21 protein-coding genes are annotated in these 26,763 nt (G+C 67.6%); 14 read left to right on the top strand and 7 right to left on the bottom strand.

What is annotated here, in order from left to right; genetic code table 11:
• Positions 1-91: 91 nt before the first annotated feature.
• From U1769_RS04195 to U1769_RS04140, 12 genes are all read left to right on the top strand, one after another.
• A complete protein-coding gene (locus U1769_RS04195) occupies positions 92-1,096 on the top strand; it encodes an ABC transporter substrate-binding protein (protein ID WP_332712362.1) in 1,005 nt (334 codons plus the stop codon).
• Positions 1,093-2,967, top strand: coding sequence for a nuclear transport factor 2 family protein (locus tag U1769_RS04190; RefSeq protein WP_332712358.1), 1,875 nt, complete (start codon positions 1,093-1,095; stop codon positions 2,965-2,967). Before U1769_RS04195 ends, U1769_RS04190 begins: the two co-directional genes overlap by 4 nt.
• Positions 2,968-2,985: 18 nt before the next feature.
• On the top strand, positions 2,986-3,906 hold the full coding sequence (locus tag U1769_RS04185) for a cupin domain-containing protein (protein WP_332712356.1): 921 nt from the start codon (positions 2,986-2,988) through the stop codon (positions 3,904-3,906).
• A complete protein-coding gene (locus tag U1769_RS04180) occupies positions 3,899-4,759 on the top strand; it encodes an amidohydrolase family protein (protein WP_332712354.1) in 861 nt (286 codons plus the stop codon). Before U1769_RS04185 ends, U1769_RS04180 begins: the two co-directional genes overlap by 8 nt.
• Positions 4,760-4,874: 115 nt before the next feature.
• Positions 4,875-5,828: an AraC-like ligand-binding domain-containing protein gene (locus U1769_RS04175; protein WP_332712351.1), complete on the top strand. Its 954-nt coding sequence runs from the start codon at positions 4,875-4,877 to the stop codon at positions 5,826-5,828.
• A 245-nt stretch (positions 5,829-6,073) separates the two neighbouring features.
• On the top strand, positions 6,074-9,094 hold the full coding sequence (locus U1769_RS04170) for a TonB-dependent receptor plug domain-containing protein (protein WP_332712349.1): 3,021 nt from the start codon (positions 6,074-6,076) through the stop codon (positions 9,092-9,094).
• Positions 9,081-10,238, top strand: coding sequence for an iron-containing alcohol dehydrogenase (locus U1769_RS04165; RefSeq protein ID WP_332712346.1), 1,158 nt, complete (start codon positions 9,081-9,083; stop codon positions 10,236-10,238). The genes U1769_RS04170 and U1769_RS04165 overlap by 14 nt, the downstream gene beginning before the upstream one ends.
• On the top strand, positions 10,238-11,554 hold the full coding sequence (locus U1769_RS04160; protein ID WP_332712344.1) for an MFS transporter: 1,317 nt from the start codon (positions 10,238-10,240) through the stop codon (positions 11,552-11,554). Before U1769_RS04165 ends, U1769_RS04160 begins: the two co-directional genes overlap by 1 nt.
• Positions 11,551-12,009 carry a nuclear transport factor 2 family protein gene (locus U1769_RS04155; RefSeq protein WP_332712342.1) on the top strand — a complete coding sequence of 153 codons (459 nt, stop codon included), beginning with the start codon at positions 11,551-11,553 and terminating at the stop codon, positions 12,007-12,009. The genes U1769_RS04160 and U1769_RS04155 overlap by 4 nt, the downstream gene beginning before the upstream one ends.
• Complete coding sequence (locus U1769_RS04150; RefSeq protein ID WP_332712340.1) at positions 12,009-12,737, top strand: SDR family oxidoreductase; 729 nt, start codon at positions 12,009-12,011, stop codon at positions 12,735-12,737. The genes U1769_RS04155 and U1769_RS04150 overlap by 1 nt, the downstream gene beginning before the upstream one ends.
• A gap of 142 nt (positions 12,738-12,879) precedes the next feature.
• Complete coding sequence (locus tag U1769_RS04145) at positions 12,880-14,556, top strand: type I secretion system permease/ATPase (protein WP_332712337.1); 1,677 nt, start codon at positions 12,880-12,882, stop codon at positions 14,554-14,556.
• Positions 14,553-15,890: an HlyD family type I secretion periplasmic adaptor subunit gene (locus tag U1769_RS04140; protein WP_332712334.1), complete on the top strand. Its 1,338-nt coding sequence runs from the start codon at positions 14,553-14,555 to the stop codon at positions 15,888-15,890. The genes U1769_RS04145 and U1769_RS04140 overlap by 4 nt, the downstream gene beginning before the upstream one ends.
• Here U1769_RS04140 and U1769_RS04135 read toward each other — a convergent pair.
• Together U1769_RS04135 and U1769_RS04130 are read right to left on the bottom strand one after the other, a co-directional pair.
• Positions 15,856-17,871 (bottom strand): acyltransferase family protein, encoded by a 2,016-nt coding sequence (locus U1769_RS04135; protein ID WP_332712330.1) that lies wholly within the window; start codon positions 17,869-17,871, stop codon positions 15,856-15,858. The two genes, U1769_RS04140 and U1769_RS04135, sit on opposite strands and share 35 nt — an antisense overlap.
• Positions 17,872-17,917: 46 nt before the next feature.
• Positions 17,918-19,543: an alkaline phosphatase D family protein gene (locus U1769_RS04130; protein WP_332712327.1), complete on the bottom strand. Its 1,626-nt coding sequence runs from the start codon at positions 19,541-19,543 to the stop codon at positions 17,918-17,920.
• 93 nt (positions 19,544-19,636) lie between these two features.
• On the opposite strand from U1769_RS04130, the gene U1769_RS04125 reads away from it, so the two are divergent.
• Positions 19,637-21,103 carry an ArnT family glycosyltransferase gene (locus U1769_RS04125; RefSeq protein WP_332712324.1) on the top strand — a complete coding sequence of 489 codons (1,467 nt, stop codon included), beginning with the start codon at positions 19,637-19,639 and terminating at the stop codon, positions 21,101-21,103.
• Positions 21,104-21,138: 35 nt separating this feature from the next.
• Here the strand turns inward: U1769_RS04125 and U1769_RS04120 are convergent, their stop codons facing one another.
• From U1769_RS04120 to U1769_RS04110, 3 genes are read right to left on the bottom strand one after another with little or no spacing between them, the layout of a single operon-like run.
• Positions 21,139-22,347, bottom strand: a complete 1,209-nt coding sequence (locus U1769_RS04120) for a glycosyltransferase (protein WP_332712322.1) — start codon at positions 22,345-22,347, stop codon at positions 21,139-21,141.
• 6 nt (positions 22,348-22,353) lie between these two features.
• Positions 22,354-22,893 (bottom strand): DUF2141 domain-containing protein, encoded by a 540-nt coding sequence (locus U1769_RS04115; protein ID WP_443030170.1) that lies wholly within the window; start codon positions 22,891-22,893, stop codon positions 22,354-22,356.
• Positions 22,880-23,785, bottom strand: coding sequence for a hypothetical protein (locus U1769_RS04110; RefSeq protein ID WP_332713651.1), 906 nt, complete (start codon positions 23,783-23,785; stop codon positions 22,880-22,882). Before U1769_RS04110 ends, U1769_RS04115 begins: the two co-directional genes overlap by 14 nt.
• A gap of 201 nt (positions 23,786-23,986) precedes the next feature.
• Here U1769_RS04110 and U1769_RS04105 point away from each other — a divergent pair, with 201 nt between their 5' ends.
• Entirely contained in the window at positions 23,987-25,078 is a 1,092-nt protein-coding gene (locus U1769_RS04105; RefSeq protein ID WP_332712319.1) for a glycosyltransferase, read from the top strand.
• Here U1769_RS04105 and maiA read toward each other — a convergent pair.
• A complete protein-coding gene (gene maiA, locus U1769_RS04100) occupies positions 25,075-25,704 on the bottom strand; it encodes a maleylacetoacetate isomerase (RefSeq protein ID WP_332712316.1) in 630 nt (209 codons plus the stop codon). The two genes, U1769_RS04105 and maiA, sit on opposite strands and share 4 nt — an antisense overlap.
• A complete protein-coding gene (locus U1769_RS04095; RefSeq protein ID WP_332712314.1) occupies positions 25,701-26,762 on the bottom strand; it encodes an AI-2E family transporter in 1,062 nt (353 codons plus the stop codon). Before U1769_RS04095 ends, maiA begins: the two co-directional genes overlap by 4 nt.
• Between the last annotated feature and the right edge of the window lies 1 nt (position 26,763).

Genomic DNA, 26,763 nt, shown 5'->3' with positions numbered 1-26,763 from the left:
GCCGCATTTGATTTGCCGGGCTGGCCGGTGCCGGTTAGCCCCGCAGCACACCAGAATGGCGGGGAAAAATGCCCGCGCAGGGGAGGTCATCATGTTGCCCAGTCTGAGATTTATCGGCGGGTTGGGCCGACATGCGGCGCTGCTGCTGGCCTGTGGCCTGGCCGCCGGATGCGCGACGCGCCCCTTGCCGGTGGAGCGGCTGGCGCCGATTTCCGTACACGGGAACATACAGGTTCTGGAGATCGCGCCTGTGCTGCTCGCGGCGGACCGGCATTATCCGGGGCCGGCGAGCGTGAAGATGGGGGGGATCCCCAACCTGTTCGGCGAGGCGCCGATTCCGGGATATGGGGCGCCCGGTGTCGCTGACGTGGCGACTCATGCCGAGACCCAGGCGCTGCGCTATTCAGTGAAGAATCCGGACCTTCGGATCATCCTGACGGTTGCCGAAGGCCATTACCGGATCGTGGCGCGGCGCTCGGCGGGGATTGCGACGGTCGCCGATCTGCGGGGCAAGCGCATCGCTGCCATTCCGCCGACCTCGTCGGGCTATTTCCTGCACCGGATGCTGCAGGAGGCCGGGCTAAGCGAGGCGGACGTGACGCTCGTTTCGGTCACCCCGCTCAGCGACATGCCCAAGGCGCTGGCCGAGGGGCGGGTCGATGCCGTCTCGATCTGGGAGCCGATGAGCGAGGACGCCGCCGCGGCGATCGGCGCCGACGCGATCACCTTCGGCGGTGCCGGTGTGTATCGCGAGATCTTCGGGCTCAACACCTCGGCCAGCAATCTCGCCGACCCGGAAAAGCGCAAGCGCATCGTCGCCTTCGTGCGCGGCGTGATCGCCGCATCCAGGGCGATCGAGGCCGACCCGACGCACGCGCAGGCGCTGATGGCCGCCTCGAGCGGGTATACGCCGGATCAGATCCGCCGGGGCTGGCCGCACCAGAGCTATCCGGCGCTGCTGGTGCCGGACCTGCTCGACGTTCTGGTCGAGGAGGAAAAGTGGCTGGCCAAGGCCGACAAGCGGCCGGCGCGGACGCGCGAGCAGCTCGCCGGGCTGATCGATTCAACTATTCTGGCGGAGGCGCTCGCGCAATGAACCGCCGCTCGCTCCTCCTCGCCGGCGCCGCCTCGCTCGTCGCCGGGTGGACGACCCGGCTGGCGGGCGCGACACCCGATGCCGATCTCGCGACGCTCGAGGCGCGGGCCGCGGGCATCCGCGCGATCCGCGAGATCAAGCGGCTCCAGCATAGCTGGGCGCAGTTCGCCGAGGCAGGGCAGTGGGGCGACATGGCCGCGCTGTTCGCCAGCGCCGGGACGCTGAGCGCGCCGCCGGTCTCCATTGCGGGCCGTGTCGCGGTCCATGCCCATCTGCGCGAGACGATGGGCGCGGGCCGGGAGGGACTTGCGCCCGACCGGCTCAACGTCAGGCTGTTCCTCTCGCCGGTGATCACGCTCGGGCCCGACGGCCGGACGGCGAAGGGCCGCTGGCACGAACTCGCGATGACCGGGTGGTTCGGCCATGAGGCGACCTGGGCGGGCGGCATCCACGAGAACGACTATGTGCTCGAGGACGGCGGCTGGAAGATCGCGGCGATGCGATACCATGCGCAATATGCCGGCCCCTATGCGACCGGCTGGCATCATGTCGCGCCGATCGTGCCGATGGTGCCCTATCATTATACACCGGACGGTGCGGGTAGCCCGATACCGCGCGATCTCGCGCCGGTGGCGGCGACCGGCAGCACGGCGGCGCGCGTCGCGCTGCTGGATGCCGAGGCCGACCTGCTGCTCGCCGCCAGCGCTGTGCAGAATCTGCAGGCGGCTTACGGCTTCTATACCGACCGCAAGCTGTGGGACGATGTCGCCGACCTGTTCGCGCCCGATGCCACATTGGAGACGGGCGCCGCGCGCGTCCGCGGCCGGGCGGCGATCCGCGACAGTCTCGGCGCCGCAGGCCTCGCCACCGGCGAGCTCAACGACCGGCCACAGCTCGTCCCGGTCGTCACCGTCGCCGCCGATGGCCATTCGGCCAGCGTGCGCGGCATAGAGATCGCGCAGACGGGCCAGCATGGCGGCGCATCCTTCTGGAGCGTCGCGGTCTATGACAATCGCTTCGTGAAGCGGAACGGCAGCTGGATGATCCAGTCGATGCGGATCGTGCCGCGGATGCGGGCGGCATATGCGACCGGCTGGGCGCAAGACCTGCCGGCGATCGCCGGCACGGCGGCCTATCCCAAGGCGCGGGGTCCGCATGCCGCGATCGCGGCGCGGCTCGCGCCGGCGCCAAAGCCATCGCGCGGCACCGATCTCGTCGCGATCGGCCGTAAGCTCCTGGCGGCCGAGGCGCATGACGGCGCCGAAAACGTCTCCAACGCCTATGGCTATTATATCGACGAGTTCCGCTGGGACGAGACGGCGGACCTGTTCGCCACGGATGGCTGGAAGGAGCTGTCCTATATCGGCACCTATATCGGGCGGGAGCGGGTCCGCGGATCGCTGCTCAGCCGCTATGGCCGCGCCGGCCGGTCGCCCGCCTTCATGGCGATTCACCAGAAGACCCAGCCCTATGTGACCGTCTCCGATGACGGTCAGCGCGCCAATATCCGGCTGCGCCTGTTCCAGTTCAACAGCCAGCAGACGGCGGACGGTTCCTATATCGCGGGCATCTACGAGAATCAGGTGAAGCTCGAGGACGGCGTGTGGCGCGTGCACGGCATGGATCTCGATTATGTCTGGCTCGCCAATTACACCGGCGGCTGGGCAGCGATCGAGCCCGGATCGAGCAAGCGCTTCGCCCCCACGGCCGAATCCGTCGCCAAATATCCGCCCGATGCGCCGCTGCGCGGCGTCGTGTTCGCCCCATTTCCGGCGATCGCGCCGATGGGTTTCCATTTCCGCAACCCGGTCAGCGGCCGCGCACCAGCGCTGCAACTGGCCTGGTCGGATGGGCGCCGGCCCTCATCATGATGTTCAGGAGCATGTCCCGTGTACGAATCTGACGATCCCCGCTCCCGCCTCGCCACGGCTGGCGCACCGCGCCCGACCGGAACCGGCGCCTATTCCGCCTCCAGCTATGCCCGGTTCGAAGGCGAGCCGCAGGAAATCAATCCGCTGCACCGGACCTGGTATGCGCGCGGGCAGAACTTCCTCGTGGCCTATTCGGAAACGGCGCCGGGCGCGCGCTTCGAGCGCACCGGCCAGCAGGACGAATATGTCCTGCTGCTGCCGGACGCCGATACGCGCGTGTCGATCAATGCCGGCGGACAGCGCCAGGCGATCGACGGCTTCAGCATCACGATGGTGCCGCCGGGCGACAGCGCGATCGAGGTGACGACGGGCGGCCGGGTGATCCGGTTGTTCTCGACTCTCTCGGCGGATCTCGCGGCACTCGCTTCCAATGCCGCGGCCTATGCCGAGCCGCATCCGCACATCCCGCCGCTCGAGGCATTGCCGACGCCGCCGGACGGCTTCCGCATCCGCAGCTACAGCCTCGATGTGCCCGACGAAGAGGGCCGCTTCGGCAAGATCTGGCGCTCGACCAACTTCATGGTCAACGTCTTCCCGCCCCAGATCGGGCCGCGCGATCCAGCCAAGCTGTCGCCTCACCATCATGACGATTTCGAGCAATGTTCGCTGGCCGTGGGCGGCAGCTACACGCATCATCTGCGCTGGCCCTGGACAGCAAACCTGGCCGACTGGCGCGACGACGAGCACGAACTGTGCGGCACGCCCTCGATTTGCGTGATCCCGCCGCGCGTCGTCCACACCTCGGCCGCGATGGATCCGGGCATCAACCTGCTGATCGACATCTTCTCGCCGCCGCGGCTCGATTTCTCTAAGGTGCCGGGCTGGGTGCTGAACGCAGCGGATTATCCGATGCCCGGCGAGCATGCCGACAATGGCTGATCCAGCCATTTCCATCACGGACGCGCCGATCGTCGACTGCCACGCGCACATCTTCCTCCACGACATGCCGGTGAGCCGGAATGCGTGGACGCAGACCGATTACGGCTTCACGGCGCAGGACTTCATCGACACGCTCGATCGTCACGGGGTTCATTTCGGGGTGATGTCCGGGCTGAGCATCACGGGCTATTACAACGACTATATGATCTCCGAGCTGCGCCGCCATTCGCGGCTGCGCGGCACCGCGATCGTCGCACCCGGCACCGAGCGGTACATCCTGGAACGGATGCGCGACGACGGCGTGGTCGGCATCCGCCTGCAGCTTGCGCGCCAGGCCCAGCTTCCGGACCTGCGCGATGACGATCACCGGCTGCTGTTTCGCCGCGTGCGCGATCTCGGCTGGCATGTGCATGTCGCGATCGAGGGGCCGATGCTGCGCCCCGTACTCGACGCGCTGAACGAAACCGGCGTCGATATCGTGATCGATCATTTCGGCCATCCGGATCCGGCCGATCCGCTCAACTGCGACGGGTTCGGCGCGATGCTCGAATCGATAGATCTCGGGCGGACCTGGGTAAAGATGTCGGCGGGTTTCCGCCTGCTCGGGCCAAGCGCATGGGAGAGCGGCGCGGCGGGCGATGCCGAGGCCGAGGCGATCGCGTCCGAAGTCGCCGCCGAATTGCTGCGGCGTGTCGGCCCGCAGCGGCTGCTGTGGGGCAGCGACTGTCCCTTTGTGGGATATGAAGGCCGGATTACCTATCAATATGCACTGGACCGTCTGAACGCCTGGGTGCCGGATCCGCGCGTGCGGGCCGAAATCTCGCGTACGGCGCTCAAGCTCTACTTCGCGTGAGGGCCCTGAGACCGCTTGGGGGGAAATGATTGGGAGAATGCGGGAGCCCGCGTTATCCTGACCAAAGGGAGACCAAGCCGCGCGCAGAACGCGGCGAACAGGACAGAGAGAGCATATGCAGCATTTTCGGAGCGCCGATTACCCCGGGCCGAGGCGTACGGCGCATTGGAACGACATCTATGCGGACCAGTTCGCGCACGCGACGTTCGTGCCGGTGCGCGACGATTTCGATGCCGAACTGAAGATGGGAACGCTCGGCTCGCTCGGCATGGCGGACATCCGCACCAGCTGCACCGATATCGAGCGCACGCCGAGCCACATCAATCTCTCCAAATCCCGGCTCTTCTCCTTCATCCTGCTCGTGCGCGGCGCGGCGACCTTCTCGCATTACGGCCATGAGGAGCGGCTTGGCCCGGGCGATTTCACCCTGTGCGACAATGCGGCGCCCCACCGCATTCATTTCGACGCGGATTCGCGCTTCATGCTGCTGCGCACGACGCCGGCGCTGCTGGGCAATTATCTGCCCTGTCCGGAGCAGCTCTGCGGGCTCAAACTGCCGGCGCAGGCCGGCCTGACGCCGACCGTGGCGGGCATGGCGCAAAGCATCTGGCGGCAGCTTGAGCGCGGGCTCGACGAAAACCACCGGGAAAAGGTCGCCGGTCATCTGCTCGACATGGTGAGCACTGCCTATTCGATCGGCCTCGGGCACCGCATGACCAACTCGACGATCGTCGGGCTGCGCAAGGCGCGCGCGCGCCAATATATCGAAAGCCGGCTGCAGGATCCCGAACTCAACTCGGTCGAGATCGCGCAGGGGCTGCGCATCTCGCCGCGCTATCTGCGCATGCTCTTCGCCGACGACCAGGAAAACGTCTCTGCCTATATCCTGCGCCGGCGTCTGGAAGAATGCGCGAGCCAGATCGCGAGCGAGGGCTGGAAGCATCTCACCATCACCGAGATCGCGTTCAAATGGGGCTTCAACAGCTCCGCCTATTTCGCGCGCGCCTTCCGCCAGCGCTACGACATGACCGCCACGGAATTCCGGCGCCTCAAGGCGGGCCGTCACTAGAGCGCGTTCGACGAAGATCGAAGTGTTCAGGCATTTTTGGCTGTCGCGTTCCTGTGAGCCGCCGGCTGTTCCAGCCAGCTCCAAAACGCTCTAACGCGCCTGCCGGCTACCGGGCGCGTTGCCGGTGATAGCATGGCTTCCTTCCCCTGAGAGCAAGCTGCCGCGTGCTGCATGCGCCATCAGGATGCCGATCTGCGGGTGTCGCCCGCGGGCTCGAGAAAAAGACGAGGGGAGGATTCGAACTCATGATCCAGTTTCAGCAGCGCGCGATGGCCAACAGGCTTGCCGGCGGCAGTGCCTTGTGCGCACTCGCCCTGTGCATCGTCACGCCGGCATGGGCGCAGGATAGCCTGCCCGCCGCGCCGCAGGACGAGACCGCCGCGCCGCAGAACGAGGAAGACATCGTCGTCACCGGATCGCGCATCGTGCGCAACGGCTTCAATGCGCCGACGCCCGTGACCGTGATGGACGCCGAGCTCATCGCCAATCTCGGACAGGTCAACGTCGCCGATACGCTGAAGCTGATCCCGCAAAACTCGAATTTCCAGTCGGACGCGTCGGCGGGCATCACCGCAGGCGGTAACGTGGGTTCGTCCTTCGCCAACCTTCGCGGCCTCAACCCGTTCTTCGGCACGCGCACCCTGACCCTGGTCAATACGCGCCGTTTCGTTCCGACCTCGGACGGCGGCGCGGTCGATCTGAACGTCATCCCTTCGGCGATGATCCAGCGAGTCGAGACCGTCACGGGCGGCGCCTCCGCCGCTTATGGCTCCGACGCGATCGCGGGCGTGGTCAACATCATCCTCGACACGAAGTTCAAGGGCCTCAAGGTCCAGGCCGATTACGGCCAGACCGCGCGCGGCGACGGCAAGAGCTATCACGCGTCGCTCACCTGGGGCACGGGCTTCGCGGGCGATCGCGGCCATGTCGTGTTCGGCGGCGAGTATCAGAAGAACGAAGGGATCGGCGATTGCGCAGATGTGCGCCTTTGGTGCGCCGAGAGCTATGACATCTACACCAATGCCAGCAACATCCTGCCGGGTGGCGCCAGCTCCGGCTACAACATTCCCGGCTCGCCCGGTTATGGCAAGCCCAACTTCATCGTCGGCCCGGGATCGCGCCAGGCGTTCAACGATTCGCGCGGCGTGGTGCGCGATCGTGCCCCGGCGGCAGTGGCAGCGCGCAATTATCGCTTCAACGATGCCGGCACCGGCATCGTCCAGTTCGACCCGGGCAATTATGTCAGTTCGTCGCAGACCGGTGCGCGCCAGGGCGGTGACGGTGAATCGACCTATGCCGATTCCGACCTCCAGACTCCGGTCCGTCGTCTGGTCGGCTATCTCTACGGCGATTTCGAGCTGAGCGATGCGATCAAGGTGTCGACCGAGCTGACCTATGCCAATCGCCGCGCGAGCAACACGGGCGTCACGGCCGGCCCGCGCTCGACCTTCTTCATCAAGCCCGACAATCCCTATATCCCGGCTTCGCTGAAGACCCTGCTCGCCGGGACCCAGTTCAGCCTCGGTAAGGATCTGGACGGGCAGGTCGAATCTTTCAACCAGGTCGAATCCAACGTGTTCCGCGGGCTGGTCGGGCTCAGCGGCGATCTCGGCGGCAGCTGGAAATGGGATGCCTATTATCAATATGGCAGCAACGACCGGAAGCAGCGGCGCACCAGCTCGCGCGTGAACACGCCGTTCCAATATGCGCTGGACGCCGTGGTCAATCCGGCGAACAACCAGATCGTCTGCCGCGAATTGCTGAGCGCGAATCCCAACCCGCTCGCCCAGGGCTGCAAGCCGCTGAACCTGTTCGGCATCGGCAATCTCGATCCGGCGGCGGTGGCCTATGCCTATCGCCCGGTGATGGAGGATTTCCGGTACAAGCAGCACGTGCTGTCCGGATCGATCCAGGGCAATCTCCATCAGGGCTGGGGCGCTGGCCCGGTCGGCGTGGCCGCCGGCATCGACTATCGCAGCGAGAGCGGCGACGTCTATCACGGCGATATCCCGAACTACACCGACTATGCCTTCACCTTCGGCCTGGATTATGCGGGCAAGATCCGGGTGATCGAGGGCTTCAGCGAGCTGAACGTGCCGGTGTTCAAGGATTTCGCGCTGGGCGAATCGCTCGAGCTGAACGGCGCGCTCCGCTACACCAGCAACCACGCGAAGGACACGCTCAGCGGCGAGGAGAAGACGTCGAAGGCGACCAGCTGGAAAGTCAGCGGCATCTACGACATCGTCGGCGGCTTCCGCGCCCGGGCGTCGCGCTCGCGCGATATCCGCGCCGCCGGTTTCCGCGAGCTGTTCCTCAAGAACGTGCCGACCGAGGCCGGCTCTTCACAGGGCATCGTGGACAATCCGAAGATCCCCGGCGCGCCGGCGGGTGGCGACGACTGGACCCCGATCCTGTCGGGCGGCAGCTTCGCGCTGACGCCTGAAAAGGCCGATACCACCACGCTCGGCGCGGTGTTCTCGCCGACTTTCGTGCCCGGCCTGCGCCTCTCGCTCGACTGGTATCAGATCAAGATCAGGGACGCGGTGACGACCCTAACCGGCCAGCGCATCGTCGATTTCTGCGACCAGTTCAGCCTGTTCTGCGACCGGATCACCACCGCATCGCCGGCCGACATCACCTTCGTCGATGCGCGGCAGGTCAATCTGGGCAAGCTCACCGTGCGCGGCCTGGATATCGAGGCCGATTACCGGCTGCCGCTGTCGACCATCTCGGCCGATTGGGGCGGGCGGCTTGGTTTCCGGGTGCTCGGCAACCATCAGTACAACTTCATCATCCAGCCCAACCAGACCGTGCCGAGCCGCGACTATGCCGGCCAGTCGGGTCCGGTGCTCGATGCGGGCGATTTCAATCCGTCGCCCAAATGGATCTGGAACGGCTTCCTCAGCTACGACAATGCCGGCTTCAACGTGACCGGCAGCGTCCGGCGCGTCGGCGAAGGCATCCTGAACGTCGAGCGGATCGGCCCGGAGGATCCCGGTTATTCGCCGCAGCTGATCAACAGCATCTCGACCAACCGGGTGAAGGCCGTGACCTATTTCGGTCTCGCCATGTCGTACGAGATTCCGCTTGGCAGCACCAAGGACCGCAATGTCGAGATATTCGGCACGGCAGAGAACATCTTCGACACCAAGCCGCCGGTCGCACCGGGCGGCGGCGGGCTCGGCGGATCGAACTATCCGACCAACCCGGTCTATTTCGACACGTTCGGCGCGCGGTACAGGATGGGTGTACGTGTCCGTTACTGAACCCTCCGTCTCGCTTGACCAGGTCGGCAAGCTCGCCTTCGGGCCGGGGGTCGCCGCGCGGGTGGCCGCCGACCTGGTGGGGCTTGGGCTGAGTTCGGTCTGCATCGTCACGACCCCGCCGACGCGGGGCCATGCCGAGCGGATCGCCGCCGACATAAGGCGGTACGGTGCCCGGGCGGTGGTGTGGGACGATTGCCTGCAGGAGCCGGGCCGGGCCGATTTCGAGAAAGTGCTCGCGGTCGCCCGACAGGCCGGCGCCGATGCGGTGATCGGCCTGGGCGGCGGCAGCGCGATGGACCTGGCCAAGCTGGTCGCGGCGCTGATCGACGGCCGGCAGGACATCATGGAGGTGCAGGGGGTGGGCCTGCTCAAGGGCCGATCGGCCTGGCTCGCCTGCATCCCCACCACGGCCGGCACCGGCAGCGAGGTTTCGCCGATCGCGATCCTGCTGGACGAGGACGCGCTGCTCAAAAAGGGCGTGGTCAGCCCGTTCCTGGTGCCCGACGCGGCCTATGTCGATCCCGAGTTGACCCTGACCGTGCCGGCGGCGGTGACCGCCGCGACTGGGCTTGATGCGCTGACTCATTGCATCGAGGCCTATGCCAACCGTTTCGCCCATCCGATGGTCGATACCTTCGCGCTGGAGGGCATCCGCCTGATCTCCGGCAGCCTGCTCCGCGCGGTCCGTACGGGGGACGATCTCGCCGCCCGCACCGACATGGCGCGTGGCAGCCTCTATGGCGGCCTGTGCCTTGGCCCGGTCAACACGGCCGCGGTCCATGCGCTGGCCTATCCGCTGGGGGGCGAGTTCCACATCGCCCACGGCATTTCCAACGCGCTGCTGCTGCCGCATGTGCTTGCTTTCAACCTGCCGTCCGCGACCGAGCGCTATGCCAGGGTCGCCGAGGCGCTGAGCTGCGACGGATCGGGCAGCCGCGAAGCCGTGGCGCGGCGCGGGCTCGACCATGTCCGCACTCTGAGCGAGGATTGCGGCATTCCGCTGCGCCTGTCGCTCCACGGCGTGACCCGGGACGCGATCCCGCGCATGACCGATGGCGCGATGACCGTCACCAGGCTGCTCGAACGCAATGTGCGCCCCGTCACCTGGGACGATGCCTGCCGTATCTATGAAGAGGCTTATTGATGTCGACTGCGCCGATTGACGTACCCGGCGTGCCGGCCGAGCCGGATGGCATCGCTGCCTGGTACAGCCAGTCGGACAAGCGCGTGCGCCGCGTGTTCTGGACCTGCTCGGGCGCCTGGGCGCTCGATGCGATGGACGCGCTGGTCTATCAATATCTGATCCCCGTCCTGATCGCGGTGTTCGGCATGTCGCTGGCGCAGGCCGGATCGATCGCCAGCGCCAATTATTTCGCCTCCGCGATCGGCGGCTGGATCGGCGGGTGGCTCGCCGACCGTTTCGGGCGGGTGCGCGTGCTGCAGTTCACGATCCTGTGGTTCTCCTTCTTTTCCTTCCTTTCCGGCTTTGCGCAGAATTACGAACAGCTGCTTGCGATCCGCGTGCTGCAGGGGCTCGGCTTCGGCGCCGAATGGGCCGTCGGCGCGGTGCTGCTGGGCGAGATGATCGCGCCGAAACATCGCGGCAAGGCGCTTGGCGTCGTGCATTCGGGCGCGGCGATCGGATCGGGGCTGGCTGCCTTGCTCGCCGGGCCGGTGGTGATGATGTTCCCGCCCGAATATGGCTGGCGCGTGGTCTTCTGGGTCGGCTTGCTGCCGGCGATCCTGGTGTTCTTCCTGCGCCGCAACGACGATGATTCCGACCTGTTCATCGCTGCGCGCGCCCGCGCCGTGCTGGAGCGCCGCACGGTTTCGCCCTGGACGATCTTCCGCCCGCGCTACCTGAAGATCACCCTGCTCGCCGCGTTGCTGGCGGTGGGTGCGCAGGGCTCGGGTTTCGCGGTGAGCAATTATCTCACCACTTTCCTCACCGCCGAGCGCGGGCTGACCGCTTCGGTCGCCGGGCTGTTCGTGCTGGTCAACAGCGTCGGCGGATTCTTCGGCTTCCTGGTCAACGCCTATCTCGGCGACCGCTTCGGCCGCGCGACGATCTTCCGGTTGTTCGGGCTCGGCTTCGTGGTGACCTCGGCCTTTTATCTCTACGCGCCGCTCGGCAATTCGGTGTTCACGCTGATGCCGGCGGGGCTGATCTACGGGTTCTTCCAGTTCGGCATCTATGCGTCGTTCGGGCCCTATTTCACCGAATTGTTCCCCACCGATATCCGCGCCAACGGCCAGGCCTTCGCCTATAATTTCGGGCGCGCGAGCAGCGGCATTTTCATCCAGGGCGTGGCGTTGCTGTCGACCGTGATGGCGCTCAGCACCGGCATGATGCTGATGGGTTTCGTCGGCGTCGTCTGCACCGTGGTGGCAACATTGTTATTGCCCGAGACCGCCGGCCGCGATCTCGCCGAACTCGACCAACAAGGGAGCGCACATTGACCGAGATTGAAATCCTGCTCGAAAAGGTGAAGCTGGAATCGCAGCTTGCCGATTACTGGCACGAAGTCGACACCAACTGGGGCAAGGATGCCGGCCGCTATTATACCGAGGACGCCGTGTTCGACGGCGGCGAGGCGATCTATCACGGCCGCGCCAAGATCCAGCAATTCTATTCCTGGCGCGTCGCGCGGGGTCCCCGCGCCTCGGTCCACGCCTTCACCAATTACCGCACCAGCTTCGAGAGCGACACCAGGGCGGTCTCGACCTGGTTCATGCTGCTCTATGCCGCCGACGGCGTGCCCGTGCTGCCGACTCATCCGCCGATCAACATCGCGCTGGTGACCGATCATATGGAGCGCCAGCCGAGCGGGGAATGGCTGTGCTCCTCGCGCAAGTTCGAATCGATCTTCCTGGGGGGCACGCCGCCGACCAACCCCAATCTGGACGACGAATAATGAGCGTGTTGCTCGTCACCGGCGGCAGCCGCGGGATCGGCGCGGCCGTCGCGCGCGAAGCCGCGGCGGCGGGTTATGACGTGGCGCTGAGCTATGCGTCCAATGAAGCGGCGGCCGAGGCCGTGGCGGACGACGTCCGCGCGGCGGGCCGCCGCGCGCTGACGATCCGTGCCGACATGGGCGTGGAGGCCGAGATCGACCGGATGTTCGCCGAGGTCGACGCGTTCGGGCCGATCGGCGCGATGGTCTATAATGCCGGCATCACCGGCACGCATTCGACGCTGGCCGATGCCGCCACCGAGACCTTCGCCGAAGTGCTCGACGTGAATGTGCGCGGCGCGCTGATCTGCGCGCGGGCGAGCGTCCGCCGCATGTCGACCGAGCGCGGCGGCGCGGGCGGATCGATCGTGTTCGTTTCCTCGCGCGCCTCAGCCTACGGCGCGGCGGGCGAGTTCGTCTGGTATGCCGCCTCCAAGGGGGCGATCGACAGCCTGACCATCGGCCTTGCCCGCGAGGTCGCGCGCGAGGGCATCCGCGTCAACGCGGTCGCGCCGGGGCCGATCGCCACCGACATGCACCGCCCCGGACGGCTGGAGGAAGGCATCCGCAAATCGCTGATGGGCCGGGCGGGAACGCCCGAGGAAGTCGCCGCCGCGATCCTGTTCCTAGCCTCGGACAAATCCGCCTTCACCACCGGCGCGATCCTCGACGTCTCCGGCGGCGCCTGACGCCGCGCCGGGCGGCCACGCGGTATCGTTGCGAGAGCCTTTTGGCTGCTATCGTTACGTGGTAGCCAGGGACGGCGGAACGGCGGGAATCGTTCATCGGGGGACTTTGCCGTAATCCGCGCTTTTGACGATCCGGGGGGATATGAAGCGCTTTCTGGACTTGCCCTATATTCGCCGGCCGTTGACGACTGCGCTGGGCGCGAGTCTCGCGATCAACCTGCTGACGCTGGCGTCGCCGCTCTATCTGACTCAGCTTTATGACCGGGTGATCCCGTCGCGCAGCGGCATCACGCTGATCGCGATCACCGGGATCACGCTGGTCGCCGTCGTGCTGAGCGCGCTGTTCGAAATGCTGCGCGGGCTGGTCTTCGCCCGTACCGGCGCCGCGCTCTATGCCGAGATGGAGGCCGATGTGCTCGCCGTGTCGCGCAAGGCCGCTCTGGCCGGCGCGCCGGGCCGGCGGGCGCGGGCGTTCGAGGACCTGGAACAGGTGCGCGGATTCGTCACCGGGCCGATTCCCGCTGCGCTGATCGACCTGTTGTTCGTGCCGCTGTTTGTGATCGTGCTGTTCATCGTCCATGTCACGATCGGGCTGCTCAGCGTCGCCTGCGCGGTCGCGCTGATGATCGCCGCCTGGGCCAGCCGGCGCGCGATGGCGCGCACCGCGGACGAGATGGTCGCCCGCCAGCGCGAGGCGGGGGACGCACTCGAAGCGCATCTCGCTTCGGCCGAGAGCGCGACGGCGATGGGCTATGCCGGGCGGGCGGAAGGTCGCGCGGCCGAGCTCAACCGGCTGGCGCTGACCGCGCAGATCGCCGCGACCGTTTCCACCAGCGGCGTTGCTTCGGTCGTGCGCGGCATCCGTTCGGCCAGCCAGACGCTGATCCTCGGGCTGGCGACCTGGCTCGCGGTCCAGGGCTCGGTGAGCATGGGATCGATCATCGCCTGTTCGATCATCTTCTCCAAGGCGCTCGGCCCGGTCGACCAGATCCTTGGATCGTGGCGGCAGGTTTTCACCGTGCGCAGCGCCTGGGCGCGGCTGACCGAGCTTGGCGACCAGTCCGCACCGCCGGTGACGCTGCGCCTGCCCGCGCCCAGGGGCGTCGTGGTTTTCGACAATGTGATCGCGGCGGCACCGGCCGGCACCGTGCCGATCCTGAAGGGGGTGTCCTTCGCGCTCGCGGCCGGCGAATCGGTCGGGATCATCGGGCCGTCCGGCTCCGGCAAGTCGACGCTTGCGCGGCTGATGGTCGGCGCCTGGCCCGCCACGCGCGGATCGGTGCGGATCGATGGCGCGGATATGAGCCAATATGATCCCGAGGATCTGGGGCAGCATATCGGCTATCTGCCGCAGCAGGTGACGCTGCTGCCCGGCACGGTGGCCGACAATATCGGGCGGCTGACTGAGCGGGACGACCAGGCGATCGTCGCGGCGGCGCGGGCGGCCAATGCGCATGACATGATCCTCGGCCTGCCCAAGGGCTATGACACGCCGGTGGCGGCGGCGGGTTTCGGCCTGTCCGGGGGGCAGCGCCAGCGCATCGGCCTTGCCCGGGCGCTCTACGGCGATCCGATGCTGATCGTGCTCGACGAGCCGGAGACCGGGCTGGACGGGGAAGGCGAAGCCGCGCTGAAAGCGGCGATCGTCGAGGTCCGGCGGCGCGGCGCGACGATCGCGGTGATCGCGCATCGCCCGGCGCTGGTGCATGGGCTGGACAAGATCCTGGTGCTCAAGGGCGGGACGGTGGCGCGCTTCGGCCCGGCCAGCGAATTGCTGCCCCAGCTGTTGCCGAATGTCGGCACGGCGGCGCGGGCATGAGCGCGATGATCCCGGTGCCGCGCACCGCCGAGCAGCGCGAGCAGCTCGCAGAGACGCTGACGGTGTCGATCGCGCCGGTGATCCGGCGGCTGGCGATCGGGCTGGGCGTGATCATGGTGGTGATCATCGCCTGGGGCACGCTGGTGCCGATCATGAGCGGCGTCGTCGCGCAGGGTCGGGTCGCGGTCGAGAGCAAGCGCAAGACCGTGCAGCATCTCGACGGCGGGATCGTCAAGGAAATCGCGGTGCGCGACGGCACGCGCGTGAAGCGCGGCCAGTTGCTGATCCGGCTGAGCGACGGCGATGCCGGGTTGCAGGTCCAGGTGCTGCAGGCGCGCGTCGATTCGCTGCTGGCGGAGCAGGCCGTGCGCGAAGCCGAGCTGGCCGGGCGCTCAACGATAGCCTTTCCGCCGGACCTGCTCGCGCGGGCCGACCAGCCTTCGGTGCAGGCGGCGATCGCGACTCAGCGCGCGGCCTTTGCGGCGCGCAAGGCCGGGCGTGGCGGACAGGAAACCGAGATCGACCAGAAGCTCGTCCAGTTCGGGCAGGACGTGCAGGGATCTTCCGCGCAGTCGACCGCCGGGGCCGAGCAGCTTGCGCTGCTCGAGCGGGAGATACGGGATACCAGCGCGCTGGTCGACAAGGGCTATGCGACGCGGCCGCGGCTGCTGGCGTTGCAGCGGGCGGCGGCGCAGCTGCGCGGCGAGCAGCGCGCGATGGATGCGCAGGCCGCGCGCGGGCGGGCGCAGATGGCCGAGGCGCATATCGCGCGCCGGCAGGTCGGGCGCGAAGGCGGCGTGACGGCGGCCGAGGCGCTGCGGGCGGTGCAGTCCGAACTGGTCGAGGTGACCGAGAAGCTGGGCAACGCCCGCGAAGTCCTGGCGCGCAAGCGGATCGTCGCGCCGGTCGACGGCACGGTGGTGGGGCTGGTGGTGACGACCGTGGGCGGCGTGGTGCGGCCGGGCGAGCCGCTGCTCGACATCGTGCCGTCCTCGCCGCGGATGGTGATCGAGGCGCAGCTGACGCCGGCGCATGCCGATGACGTGCGGCCGGGGCAGCGATCGTTCGTGCGGTTCGAGGCGGGCGGATCGCGCACGGCGCCGGTGGTGGAGGGCGTGGTGCGCACGATCTCGGCCGACGCGCTGACCGACCAGCGGAGCGGTGAGCGCTATTTCACGATGATCGTCGAGATCAGCCCGGGGGCGGGCGTGCCAGCGTCGCTGGTCCAGCCGGGCCTGCCGGCTTCCGTGCTGGTGCGGACCGGCGAGCGGACCTTGTTCGGCTATCTGCTCGAGCCGATCAATCGCGTGACGTTCGAGGCGATGCGGGAATAGGCGGGCGCAGCGCCGGATCGAACAGCGGCGCGACCAGCGCGGCGCCGTGTCCACTGAGATGGTTGCCGTCGAAATAGAGCGGATAGCCCTGGTCGGTGATGCGGCAGGTCAGCGGGCCGCAGAGCTTTTGCGCGGGGTCGATCACGCCGATCAGGCCGCGTTGCTCCAGCTCGGCGGCGATGGCGCGGAAATCATGGTCGCGGCGGAGATACTCGGCCCGGCGCGGCTCGATCCGGCGCATCACGCCGAGCAGCTGCGCCTTGGCCAGCCGGCGCGGCTCGGCAAAGGGGGCGTCGGGCACGTCGAGGACGACATGGACCTGGCTGCCGAGCGCGCGGAGCGCCGCCACGCCCGCTTCGAAGGCGCGACGGTCGCCGCCCGGCGTTTCGGCGTCCGGGTGCAGCCCGCCGCCATAGACGCTCCAATGCGCCGCGAGCAGGATCACGCGCGGCCGCGTCTCGGCGAGGAAGCGCAGGACCTGCGCGTTGCGCTTGGCGCATTCGCGCTTGCGGGCGGCGCGGAACATCCATTGATTGGGCTTCTCCTCGCGCGCCCGGATCGGCAGGAAGGGCGGGCAACCGAGCGAGGTGAGATCATAGCCCGCGATGCCGTGGCGCCGGGCCAACGCGTCTAGCGCCGGCAGATAGACCGCCGCATGCGAATCGCCCCAAAGGACGAAGCTCGGCCGCAGTGCCGCAGCGCCGATCCGGCAGTCCGTGCGGGTGCGCACGGTCGCGATCGGCTGGCCGGCACAGGCGTAATCGGGCTGCACGCCCGGTTCGCCGAGGCGCTGCACGACCGGGTCGAAGCGGCCCGGCACGCCGTTGGCCAGCGCGATGGCGAGACCGTAGAGTGCGAGCGTGCCACTCGCGGCGGCGGCGCAGAGGAACAGGCGTCGCCGCGACAGCAACAGGCGCGGCGCGCGGAACGGTCGCTCGATGTAGCGCCAGGAGAGCCAGGCGAGCGGAAAGGCCAGCAGCACCATTGCCAGCCGGACATAGCGATAGGGGCCGAGCAGATAATAATTGCCGAACACGATCAGAGGCCAGTGCCAGAGGTAGAGCGAATAGGAGATCAGGCCGATCCCAACCAGCGGCCGCGCGCTCAGCAGGCCGGCGATACGCGATCCCGGCGCCTGCGTGCCGTACAGGATCGCGGCGGCGCCCAGCACGGGTTCGACCGCGTTGAGGCCCGGGAAGATCGCGCGCTCGGAAAGGGTCCAGATCGCGTGGCCGATCGCGGCGAGGCCTAGGAGCGCGATCGTGTCGCCCAGGGCGCGGCGGCGTGGCGGCGGCAGCCATTCGGTCGCCAGCAGCGCGCCGGCCAGGAATTCCCAGGCACGCGAGAGGGGGGAGTAGAAGGCCGCGCCGGGATCGGCCTGCACTGCCCAGAGGCTGTAGGCGAAGGAGGCGAGGGCCGTCGCGAAGAGCGTCAGGCGCAGCCGCCCCGGCCAGCGCCGCACCAGCAGGAGCAGAGCGGGGAACAGGATGTAGAACTGCTCTTCGACCGCCAGCGACCAGGTGTGGAGCAAAGGCGTCGCTTCGGTGGTGAGGCGGAAATAGCCTTCCTGGCCCCAGAACAGCAGGTTGGAGCCGAACAGCGCGATCGCGGCGAGGCTCTCGCCGAAGTCGCGGAAATCGGCGGGCAGCAGGATCCAGGCGGCAATCCCGGAAGCAGCGAGCATCGCCAGCAGGGCCGGCAGAATCCGCCGGACGCGGCGCTCGTAGAAGCCGATCAGCGTGAAGCGGCCCTCGGCGCTCTCGCGCAGGATCAGTTGCGTGATGAGATAGCCGGAGATGACCAGGAAGACGTCGACGCCGACGAATCCGCCGGGGAAACCGCGGATGCGCGCGTGGAACAGCACCACCGCCAGCACGGCGATCGCGCGCAGCCCGTCGATCTCGCGCCGATAGGCGGCGTGATGCGGCGCCGCGTCTTGCCTGCCCTTCCCGATCAGCAGCCTGCTCCCCTTTTCCGCCATGCCAGCACGGCATTCCGCCGGGCGAGTCAAGCGGCGGGGCGGGCGCCTATGCCATGACGTTGCGGCCGCGGGCGATGCTCGCGCTGTGGCCCACGCTCGCCCTGGCCGACGGCGTCCTGACCGTGTCGACCATGATCCAGTCGTTGACGACCCGATCGGGCGTCAGGGTCAGCGCCATATAGCCGCGCCGGCTCGTGTCGCACCATTTGAGCTCGGGGTTGGCGCCGACCAGCGCCGCCGCGACGATCTTCGGGGCGAGGCTCAGCCCCGCCTCATAGCCGGGCGACGTGACGCCGTGGCCGGCGAACTCGACACCGGCCGGGCGGCCGTCCTGGGCAAGGTCATAGGCCCAGGCATTGTGGCTGTCGCCGGAGATGACGACCAGGTTCGCGCCGAGCGTCTGCGCGGATCGCAGGAAGCGCGCGCGGGCAGCGGGATAGCCGCCCCAATTGTCGTAATTGAACGGCAGGCCGAGCTGCGCCGCGGCGATCCCCGCGGAGATATAGCCGCGAGTCCGCGCACTCGCGTCGGGGGCCAGCCAGCCGGTGGCCGCGGCCGGCATCACCGTCTGGCCCATGATCGTGCCGAAGCCGACCACCTGCCAGCGCTGCCCGGCTTTGACCGAAGCGCGCATCGCGTGGTTCAGCCAGTCTTCCTGCTGAGAGCCCATCATCGATGCGGCAGGATCGGCCCAGGCGCCGTCTCGGAACCGTTTCAGCGCGGCGAGCGGATCGGCCTGCTTGAACAGGGGCGTGATATCGGGTTGCAGCGTGCGCCCGAGCAGCCGCGTCTCGGTGCGGAACAATGTGGCGAGCGTGCCGATGTCATAGGCTTTCCACGGCTCGTCCGAGACCGGCATCCATTCGCGATAGACCTGAATCGACGCCGCCCGCCGGGCATTCCAGTCGCCCTCGCCGGCTTGGTGATTCTCCGCGCCGCCTTCCCAGCTGTCATTGGCCGATTCGTGATCGTCCCATTGCACGATCATCGGCACCAGGCTGTGCAGCTTCTGCAGATCGGGGTCGCTGCGATAGCCGGCATAGCGCAGCCGGAAATCGGCGAGGTGGATCATTTCGCTCGCCGGCTCGATCCGGCGACCCGGCACGGTCTCCTGCGCCGACGGATAGGTGCCGACCTCATATTCGTAGAGATAGTCGCCCAGATGGATGGCGAGATCGATGTCGTCGCGCGCGGCGGCATGGGCGTAAGCGTTGAAATAGCCGAAAGGCAGGTTGGAGCAGGAGAAGATCGCGGCGCGGAAACGCGCCACCGGCCCCTCCGGCAGGGTTTTCGTGCGGCCGGTCGGCGAAAAGCTGCCGTCCGGCGCGACGAAGCGGAAATGATAGGTCCTGCCCGGCGCAAGGCCACCGACCGTGATCTTCGCCGTATGGTCCCGCCATGGCCCGGTGACCTGCACGCCGCCCGCGACGATCTTCGCGAAATCCGCGCTTTCCGACAGCTCGGCCTTCAGCTCGACCGCGCCGCCATCGACGGGGATGTAGCGCGTCCACAACAGAATCGAATCCACCGACGGTTCGCCGCTCGCGACCGAATGGGTGAAGCCGTTCGGCCGGGCAGTCGCCACGGTCTGCGCAAAGCCGGGAATCGCGAACGCCCCCAGGCCGAGCGACCCGGTGAGGAGCAGAGAGCGGCGATCGATCCGGTGGTTCATGGCTATTCCTCGCAAGTCTTCGTGCGCGCGTCCCTGCACCCGCTACGTGGCGTGTCCGTGACAGTGGTTGTCGTGCCTTCTAAGGGCGGCGCAATGCTTTCCTTCCATGCCCTGGCCGCCGAACGGCTGACCAAGCCGTCGGCTTTCGCCCGACGATTGACGATCATCGTGCTGGTCGCGATCGTGGCGCGGGCGCTCACCTTCGGCAACCCGATCGTCCATGTCGACGAGGAATTCTATTTCGTCGCGGCCCGCGCCTGGATTCACGGTGCGCTGCCTTATGTCGATGTGTGGGACAGGAAGCCGGTCGGGCTGTTCCTGATCTATGTGCCGGCGGCGGCTCTTGGCCTGCCGCTCGGCACCTGGGCCTATCAGGCGCTGGCGCTGGCGAGCCTGGTCGGGACGGCCCTGCTGATCGCACGCCTCGCCGACCGTGCCGGCTGGGGGAGGGGCGCGCTGGCGGGCGCGCTCGCTTATGTCCTGTGGGTCGATTTCGTCGACGGACAGGGCGGGCAGGCGCCGATTTTCTACAATCTGCTGATGGCGGGCGCAGCTACCCTGATCGTGCCACGCGCCGGCCGGGAAGTCTCCCGCCGCTCCGGGTTTGCCGCGATGGCGCTGGTCGGGTGCGCGCTGCAGATCAAATATTCGGTCGTGTTCGAGGGCATGTTCTTCGGCCTGTGGCTGATGTGGAGCGAATGGCGCGCCGGGCGCCGCTGGCTGATCCTTCCCTATGCAGCCGGGCTGGCGGCGGTCGCGCTGTTGCCGACGATCCTGGCATGGCTTGCCTTCGTGTCGATCGGGGCGGGCGACGCGTGGCTCTATGCCAATTTCACCTCGATCCTCGCGCGGAACCCCGACCCGCTCCTCGAGCAGCTCGGCAATCTGGCGAAGATCCTGCTGATCACCTCACCGCTGCTCGCGGCGACGCTGCTCGCGGTACGGTCGGACGGGATCAAGACATCCGAGACATGCGCGGTGCGGCTCTGGCTGTTTGCCTGGGCCGCCGCCGCTGCGCTGGGGGTACTCGTGTTCCGATCCTGGTTCGACCATTATGCGCTGCCGCTGATGGTGCCGCTGACAGCCTGCGCGGCGGGCTTCCTCGGCGATCATCGCACCGGTCGGCGCGTGGCATTGCCGGTGCTGCTGATCGCCCTTGTGGGTGGACAGGCGACGCTGCTGACAAAGCGCGCCAAGCGCGGCACACCGGCGCAGTTTTATGCGATCGCCGATACGATCGGGCACGGGGCGGGATGCCTTTATGTCTATTCGGGCGAAACCGGCCTCTATCCCGCCACTGGCCGTTGCGCGCTGAGCCGCCATATCTTCCCGAGCCATCTCGGCCGGATGCGCGAGGAGGGGGCGACCGGCGTCGACCAGCTTACAGAAATCAGGCGCATTCTCGCCCTGAAGCCGGCCATCGTCGTCGTGCGCCCGGCCTATCGCGGCGAACGCCCGGATGCGCGCGCGCTGGTGCAGGACGAAATGCGGCGGACCTATCGCTTGCGGGCGGTCAAACCGCTGGGCAACCAGGCCATCGAGATTTTCGCCCGGCGCTAGCGTGGCGCGCCGAAGCCGTCATCCGGGCAAGACTGTCAGGCGGCCGCACTGTTCGGATAGGGTGCGCGCCGCGCCGCGACCAGCCGGGCATAATAATCCATCAGCTCGACCGTGTGTTCGCGATCGCTGCGGACCTTCCCCGCCGCAACGTTCGCGGCGCGGCGCAGGATCGCGGGATCGCGCGCAAACAGACGATGGATCGCCTGCGCAGCGGACTGGGCATCGCGCGCGGTATAGAGTTCGGAACACAGCGGATCGGCGATCTCGGCGCAGCCGCCGGTATCGGGGGCGATCAGTGGGAGCCCCGCGGCCATCGCCTCGGACGCGACCAGGCCGAAGGGCTCGGCCTCCGATCCGTGGATCAGCGCGTCGCAGCTGGCCACGATCCGGGCGAGGCGCTCGCGATGATAGACTGGCCGGAACATGCGGATATGCGGGCTGCCCGCGATCCGTCGTTCGATCGCCCGACTGTCGATGCCGGCGCCGAGCAGGATCAGGCCGACCGGCAGCGACGAGCCGGCGCGCTCGACGGCGTCGATCACCAGCGGCCAACGCTTCTCCGGATGATGGCGCCCCAGGCCGAGCAGAAGATGGCCGCCGGGCGGCAGATCGCACTGCGCCAGCAACGCGGCGCGCAGCGCCTCGTCGCGCAGGCCGGGTGAGAAATGGCCGCGCTCGATGCCCAGCGGCATCGCCGCGTCGATCCGCACGCCGCGCGCCTTGAGGCGCTTTTCCAGTGCGGGGCCGTTGGTCACCACGGCATCGTAATTGTCGAGGAAGCGGCTCATGTAGCGGCTGTACCAGGCGAAGGCGCGCTCGATCCGGTCGGGTGCGGCAAGGCCCTCGAACCAGCGCATGGCATAGGCCGCGACATTGTCGTTGTGCATGAAGAACACCTTGGCAGTATCCCGCTGCCCCCGCCTTGGCTGCCATTGCCCGACGATCCAGGCCGGGCGCCACGGCGACGATGCCTCGACCAGATCGGGATCAAGCGCATCGAGCAGATCGGTGACTGGCGCGGCATCCCAGAACAGCCCGTAATTCCGGTCGAAGATGAGGCGCGATGCCTTGACGTAGATGATCCTGCCGCCGCCCGGGCGTTCCTCGATCCTGTCCTCCTGGCCGGGCGCGATGACGATCAGTTCATGGCCCAGTTCGGCCATGATGCCCATCTTGCGATCGATATAGGTGCGCACGCCGCCGCCAGTGGGCGAATAGAATTCGTTGACGTCGACGATTCGCATCGGCGATCAATCCTCGCTCTTGATCGGGCCGAAGCCCCCCAGCCCACGCAGATATTGTGCCCTGATTTCCGTCGTCGTCACGCCGGGGCCGACATCGATTACCGCCATGGCCAGCTGCGGCCGCGTGCGTCCCAGCTTCACGTTGCTCGGAAAGCCGGCACCGTCGGACCAGAAATCGAACTTGTTCCGGCCGTCGCGATTATGGGTGAACAGCAACGCGTAACGGCCCGGCGCCGGCACCTTGATGCACAGGGTGATCGGCCCCGATCGTGGCGTGGGCACCCGGATCCGCCGGAAGAATTTCCCTTCCCTGGCGAGGTCGCGGTCGTCTTTCAGGAAATCGGCTTCGGTGGCCGGATAGAGCTCAAGCTTGAGCTCGCCGATTCGGTCCTTCAGCCCCGACACCTTCACGCGGATGGCGGGGCCGGCGCCCTCGTTGCACGCTGGGCCGTCCCCGCCGAGCGCGCCGGCCTGAGCCTGCGTCGTGAGCGGCGCCATCAGCGCCCCGGCCAGCACAACGCCTGCCAGCACTCTAGGCGACGCCATTTCTCGCCTTCAGCAAGCCATGGAGACTGAAGGAACCGATCAGGATCATGTGCACCAGCAACACCAGGGCAGCGGTCATTGCGATCAATTCCGAAAGAGCGGCATCCTGGCCGATCAGGATGATCGCGAAATTGGCGAACAACAGGTCCTTGTTCGGCACCAGCGGGAGCCGTGAAACGAGCAGGCGTGCAGCGCCCAAGATCAGCCACATGCCGATCGAGACCGTCGGCAGCGCGAAATGCCAGGCAAAGGCGAGGAATACCGTGCCAGAGACGAGCCGGATGCAGTGGACCATGAAGACCCACCACAGGGTCCGGCGGGGCAGCGCGAAGACGCGTCTCGAAAAGATCAGGAACGGCAGCGACATCGCGAAGATGATCGCCGCCGATGTCTCCACGGTGTAGAGTTGTGCGGGCGTCAGCAGTCCCGCACCCAGCGGCAGCGCAATCGCGATCATCGCCAGCGTCACTGTGTTGCCGGCGATCGCCGAAAGAATGGTGACATCCTTCACGGCACCGAACGGCGCCGCCACCATGTGCGACCGTTGCCGCGCCCAGGCGTAGAAATAGGCCTCGCCCGAATAGCCGAGCACCACGTCGTTCGCGATGCGCTTCTTCAGCAGCGCGACGAGCCCGGACAACGGAATGCCCCACAACCGGCGAAAGATGACGAAATCCCCGACGGGCGGTGCGAGATACAGCAAAGCGAAGGCCAGGTAGAAAAGTGGGTTGTGCGGCACGGCACGGCTCAGCCCCGCCAGGCCCGATCCGAGCAGTTCGCGCGCCAGGCCGGCGACCATGGCGATGGTGACGATCGCGCCGAGCACCATCGGCCAGCGGCGCTTCAACGTCTTCACCGGTTCGAGTCCGGCCAGGTCAGGCACGGTCACCAGGGGGGCGGCATTGTCGATGATAGGAATTTTCGATCCCGATCCGTACACGTTTACGACCCGTTATTCTCGTACCGGTCTGCGCCGGGCTGCGCCTTTAGTCCGATTGCCCTGAAGCCGCAATTTTCGCCATAGCCCGGGAACATGTCGGTTTTGTGCTGCGTCGCGAAAATTTTGCTGCAATCGGCTATAGGGCTCAATCAGATGCCGACTCCCCTGCCAGCTGCCCATATTCTGGCCTATGCCCAGACACTTGACGGCGGCGGTGTCGAGCGGGCGCTGTTGCGCCTCGCGCGCGGCTGGAGCGAAAACGGGCGCCGCGTCACGCTGGTGATCGGCGATGCGCGCGGCCCGCTGGCTGGCGAAGTGCCCGCGAACGCCGACCTGCGCATCCTTGGCGACTCTTCCTATCGGGCGATGCGCGCGGTCGCCGGAATCGCGCGCAGGGTCGGGCCGGACGTGATTTTCTGCCCCGGCAATCATTATACCGGAGTCGCTGCCTATCTCCGGCTCAGGCTCGGCCGCCATTGCCCGCCGATCGTCGCGAAGGTGTCGAACCGGCTCGCCCGGACCGATCAGGGGCGCGCCGTTGCCATCGGCTATCGCGCCTGGCTGAGCCGGCATCCGCATTTCCTTCAGCATCTCGTCGCCATGACGCCAGCGATGCGTGAGGAGACGATCGCCGCGCTGCGCATCGCGCCGGAGCGAGTCAGCGTCATTCCCAACCCGCGGGCCGTCAGGGTGCCGGGCATCGCGCCGGCGTGGTTGCCACACGGGCGGTTCCTGCTCGGCGTCGGCCGGCTTGCGCCGCAGAAGCGCTGGGACCGGCTGATCGCTGCGCTGCCCCGGCTGGCCCATCCCGACACGCAGCTCGTGATCCTGGGTGAGGGCGCCGAGCGCGCAGCACTCGAGGGGCAGATCGCCGCGCTGGGCCTGCAGGGCCGAGTCCACCTGCCCGGCTACCATGCCGATCCAGGCCCGGCGCTGGCCCGCGCGGCGGTGGTGGTGCTCACGTCCGATTTCGAAGGGGTACCCGGCGTGCTGCGCGAGGCGCTGGCCGAAGGCACGCCGGTGGTGGCGACCGATTCGAGCGTTGCGGTCAGCGAGATCGTCTCGACACCGGCGCTAGGCAGCGTGGTGCCGCTCGACGATTCGCGGGCGCTGGTCAGCGCGCTCGATCAGTGGCTCGCGCCCGGTCGGGCTCGCCCCGCAGCAGTGCCCGAGCCGGGTGCCGATTCGGCGAGCCGCTATCTCGACCTGTTCGACGCCGTCGTCGCGGCGCACCGCCGGCCTTAGCGCGCCGGGCGCACCCGGTCGGGATGGGCGGCGGCGATCTCCGGGATTGCGGCCGCCGCTGCGTCGGCCGCCACCAGTTTCGGAAAAGCGTCGAGCGGGACGGCGAAGCGCCGGGCATTGAACATTTGCGGCACCAGGCAAAGATCGGCGAGATTGGGCGCGTCGCCGCCGAGGAATGGGCCCGGCCCGGCGAGCGCCTCGAGCGCGGTGAAGCCCTCGACGATCCAGTGGCGGTACCACTCGTCCTTCGCTGCCTGATCGGCGCCGAACTGGCTTTCGAGCCGCTTCAGGATACGCAGATTGTTCACCGGGTGCACGTCCGCCGTAATCACCAGCGCCTGGGCGAGCACGCGGGCGCGGGCGAGCGGATCGCGCGGCACCATCGGCGGATCGGGATAGAGCGCGTCGAGATAATCGATGATCGCCAGGCTCTGGGTGATCGGCTGGCCGTCCACCTCGAGCGTCGGCACGAACCCCTGCGGGTTGCGGGCGAGGTTTTCGGGGGAGCGCTGAATCCCCTCGAGCAGCCCGACGTCCTGGCTTTCATAGGGCACATGCTTGAGGTTGAGCGCGATCCGGACGCGATAGGCGGCCGAGGATCGCCAGTAATCGTACAGCCGGATCATGCTGCGCTGTCCTCGATCGCCCGCTCCGAATTGCGCTCGAGCGCGGTCTTGATCATCGCCACGATCGGATCGGCGAGCGCCAGGCCAAGCACGCCGAACAGGGTGCTGGCGAGGATCTGGGACGACAGGGTCAGCGCGGGCGGCAGATCGACCGTGCTTTTCGCGACCATCGGGATCACGACATAGCCGTCGAAGGTCTGCACGATGAAATAGATCGCGATCGCCCACAGGCCGGTATCGACGCCGGCGCTGAAGCCGACCGCCGTCATCAGGACGCCGCTCGTCAGGGCGCCGATATTGGGCACGAAGGCAAGCACGCCGGTGATGATGCCGAGCAGCAGCGCCATCGGCACGCCGGCCGCCCACAGGCACAGCCAGGTCAGCACGCCTTCGAACAGCATCCCGGCGAGGCGCCCGGCGAGCAGGCGCCGGAGCGTCGCCGCCATGCGATCGACCGTGATGGCGAATTCGGGGCGCACGTCCGACGGCACCATCCATTGCAGGCCGCGATCGTAGAGCCGCGGGTCCATCGCCACGAACAACCCGATCACCAGCACCATGAACAGGCTGGTGAGCGCGCCCAGCGCCGTGCCGACCCAGGAGGTGAGCTTGCCGAACGATCCCATCGCCTGCTGCACCATCCCGTTGACCTCAGCATGGCCGGGCATGATTCCCATGTCGGAAGCCCAGGCCACGAGGCGATTCGCTTGCACCTCGAGCGTCACGCGCAGCTGCTCGGCCTGGGCCGTGACCTGAACGCCGGTCATGTAGAAGACGCCGAGAATGAAGGCGATGGTGCAGAGCATGACGATCAGCAGGCGCCAGCCGCGCCCGATCGGCAGAATCCTCCCGAGCAGCCGCACGCCGCCATCGAGCATCGCGGCGAAGACGAGCCCGGCGAAGATGATCAGCAGCGGCTGGATCAGCAGCACCACCAGCGCCATCGCCGCGGCAAGGCCGAGCCACACGACCGCGCGCTTCAGCTCCTTGCGGACGAAGGGATCGCGCAATTCATTGGGACCGGGCTCGGGATCGATCGCTGCGCGTGCTTCGGCCATC

Source organism: Parasphingomonas zepuensis, from assembly GCF_036663735.1.
Lineage (GTDB): Bacteria > Pseudomonadota > Alphaproteobacteria > Sphingomonadales > Sphingomonadaceae > Sphingomonas.
This window is presented reverse-complemented; position numbering and strand designations above follow the sequence as displayed.

Bases quoted from the DNA above. Each gene is read 5' to 3' on its own strand.
- U1769_RS04190 (WP_332712358.1), top strand. From the start codon at position 1,093: ATGAACCGCCGCTCGCTCCTCCTCGCCGGCGCCGCCTCGCTCGTCGCC.
- U1769_RS04135 (WP_332712330.1), bottom strand. From the start codon at position 17,871: ATGGCGGAAAAGGGGAGCAGGCTGCTGATCGGGAAGGGCAGGCAAGAC.
- U1769_RS04125 (WP_332712324.1), top strand. From the start codon at position 19,637: ATGCTTTCCTTCCATGCCCTGGCCGCCGAACGGCTGACCAAGCCGTCG.
- U1769_RS04160 (WP_332712344.1), top strand. From the start codon at position 10,238: ATGTCGACTGCGCCGATTGACGTACCCGGCGTGCCGGCCGAGCCGGAT.
- U1769_RS04195 (WP_332712362.1), top strand. From the start codon at position 92: ATGTTGCCCAGTCTGAGATTTATCGGCGGGTTGGGCCGACATGCGGCG.
- U1769_RS04120 (WP_332712322.1), bottom strand. From the start codon at position 22,347: ATGCGAATCGTCGACGTCAACGAATTCTATTCGCCCACTGGCGGCGGC.
- U1769_RS04105 (WP_332712319.1), top strand. From the start codon at position 23,987: ATGCCGACTCCCCTGCCAGCTGCCCATATTCTGGCCTATGCCCAGACA.
- U1769_RS04150 (WP_332712340.1), top strand. From the start codon at position 12,009: ATGAGCGTGTTGCTCGTCACCGGCGGCAGCCGCGGGATCGGCGCGGCC.
- U1769_RS04180 (WP_332712354.1), top strand. From the start codon at position 3,899: ATGGCTGATCCAGCCATTTCCATCACGGACGCGCCGATCGTCGACTGC.
- U1769_RS04175 (WP_332712351.1), top strand. From the start codon at position 4,875: ATGCAGCATTTTCGGAGCGCCGATTACCCCGGGCCGAGGCGTACGGCG.
- U1769_RS04140 (WP_332712334.1), top strand. From the start codon at position 14,553: ATGAGCGCGATGATCCCGGTGCCGCGCACCGCCGAGCAGCGCGAGCAG.
- U1769_RS04170 (WP_332712349.1), top strand. From the start codon at position 6,074: ATGATCCAGTTTCAGCAGCGCGCGATGGCCAACAGGCTTGCCGGCGGC.
- U1769_RS04130 (WP_332712327.1), bottom strand. From the start codon at position 19,543: ATGAACCACCGGATCGATCGCCGCTCTCTGCTCCTCACCGGGTCGCTC.
- U1769_RS04115 (WP_443030170.1), bottom strand. From the start codon at position 22,893: ATGGCGTCGCCTAGAGTGCTGGCAGGCGTTGTGCTGGCCGGGGCGCTG.
- U1769_RS04145 (WP_332712337.1), top strand. From the start codon at position 12,880: ATGAAGCGCTTTCTGGACTTGCCCTATATTCGCCGGCCGTTGACGACT.
- maiA (WP_332712316.1), bottom strand. From the start codon at position 25,704: ATGATCCGGCTGTACGATTACTGGCGATCCTCGGCCGCCTATCGCGTC.
- U1769_RS04095 (WP_332712314.1), bottom strand. From the start codon at position 26,762: ATGGCCGAAGCACGCGCAGCGATCGATCCCGAGCCCGGTCCCAATGAA.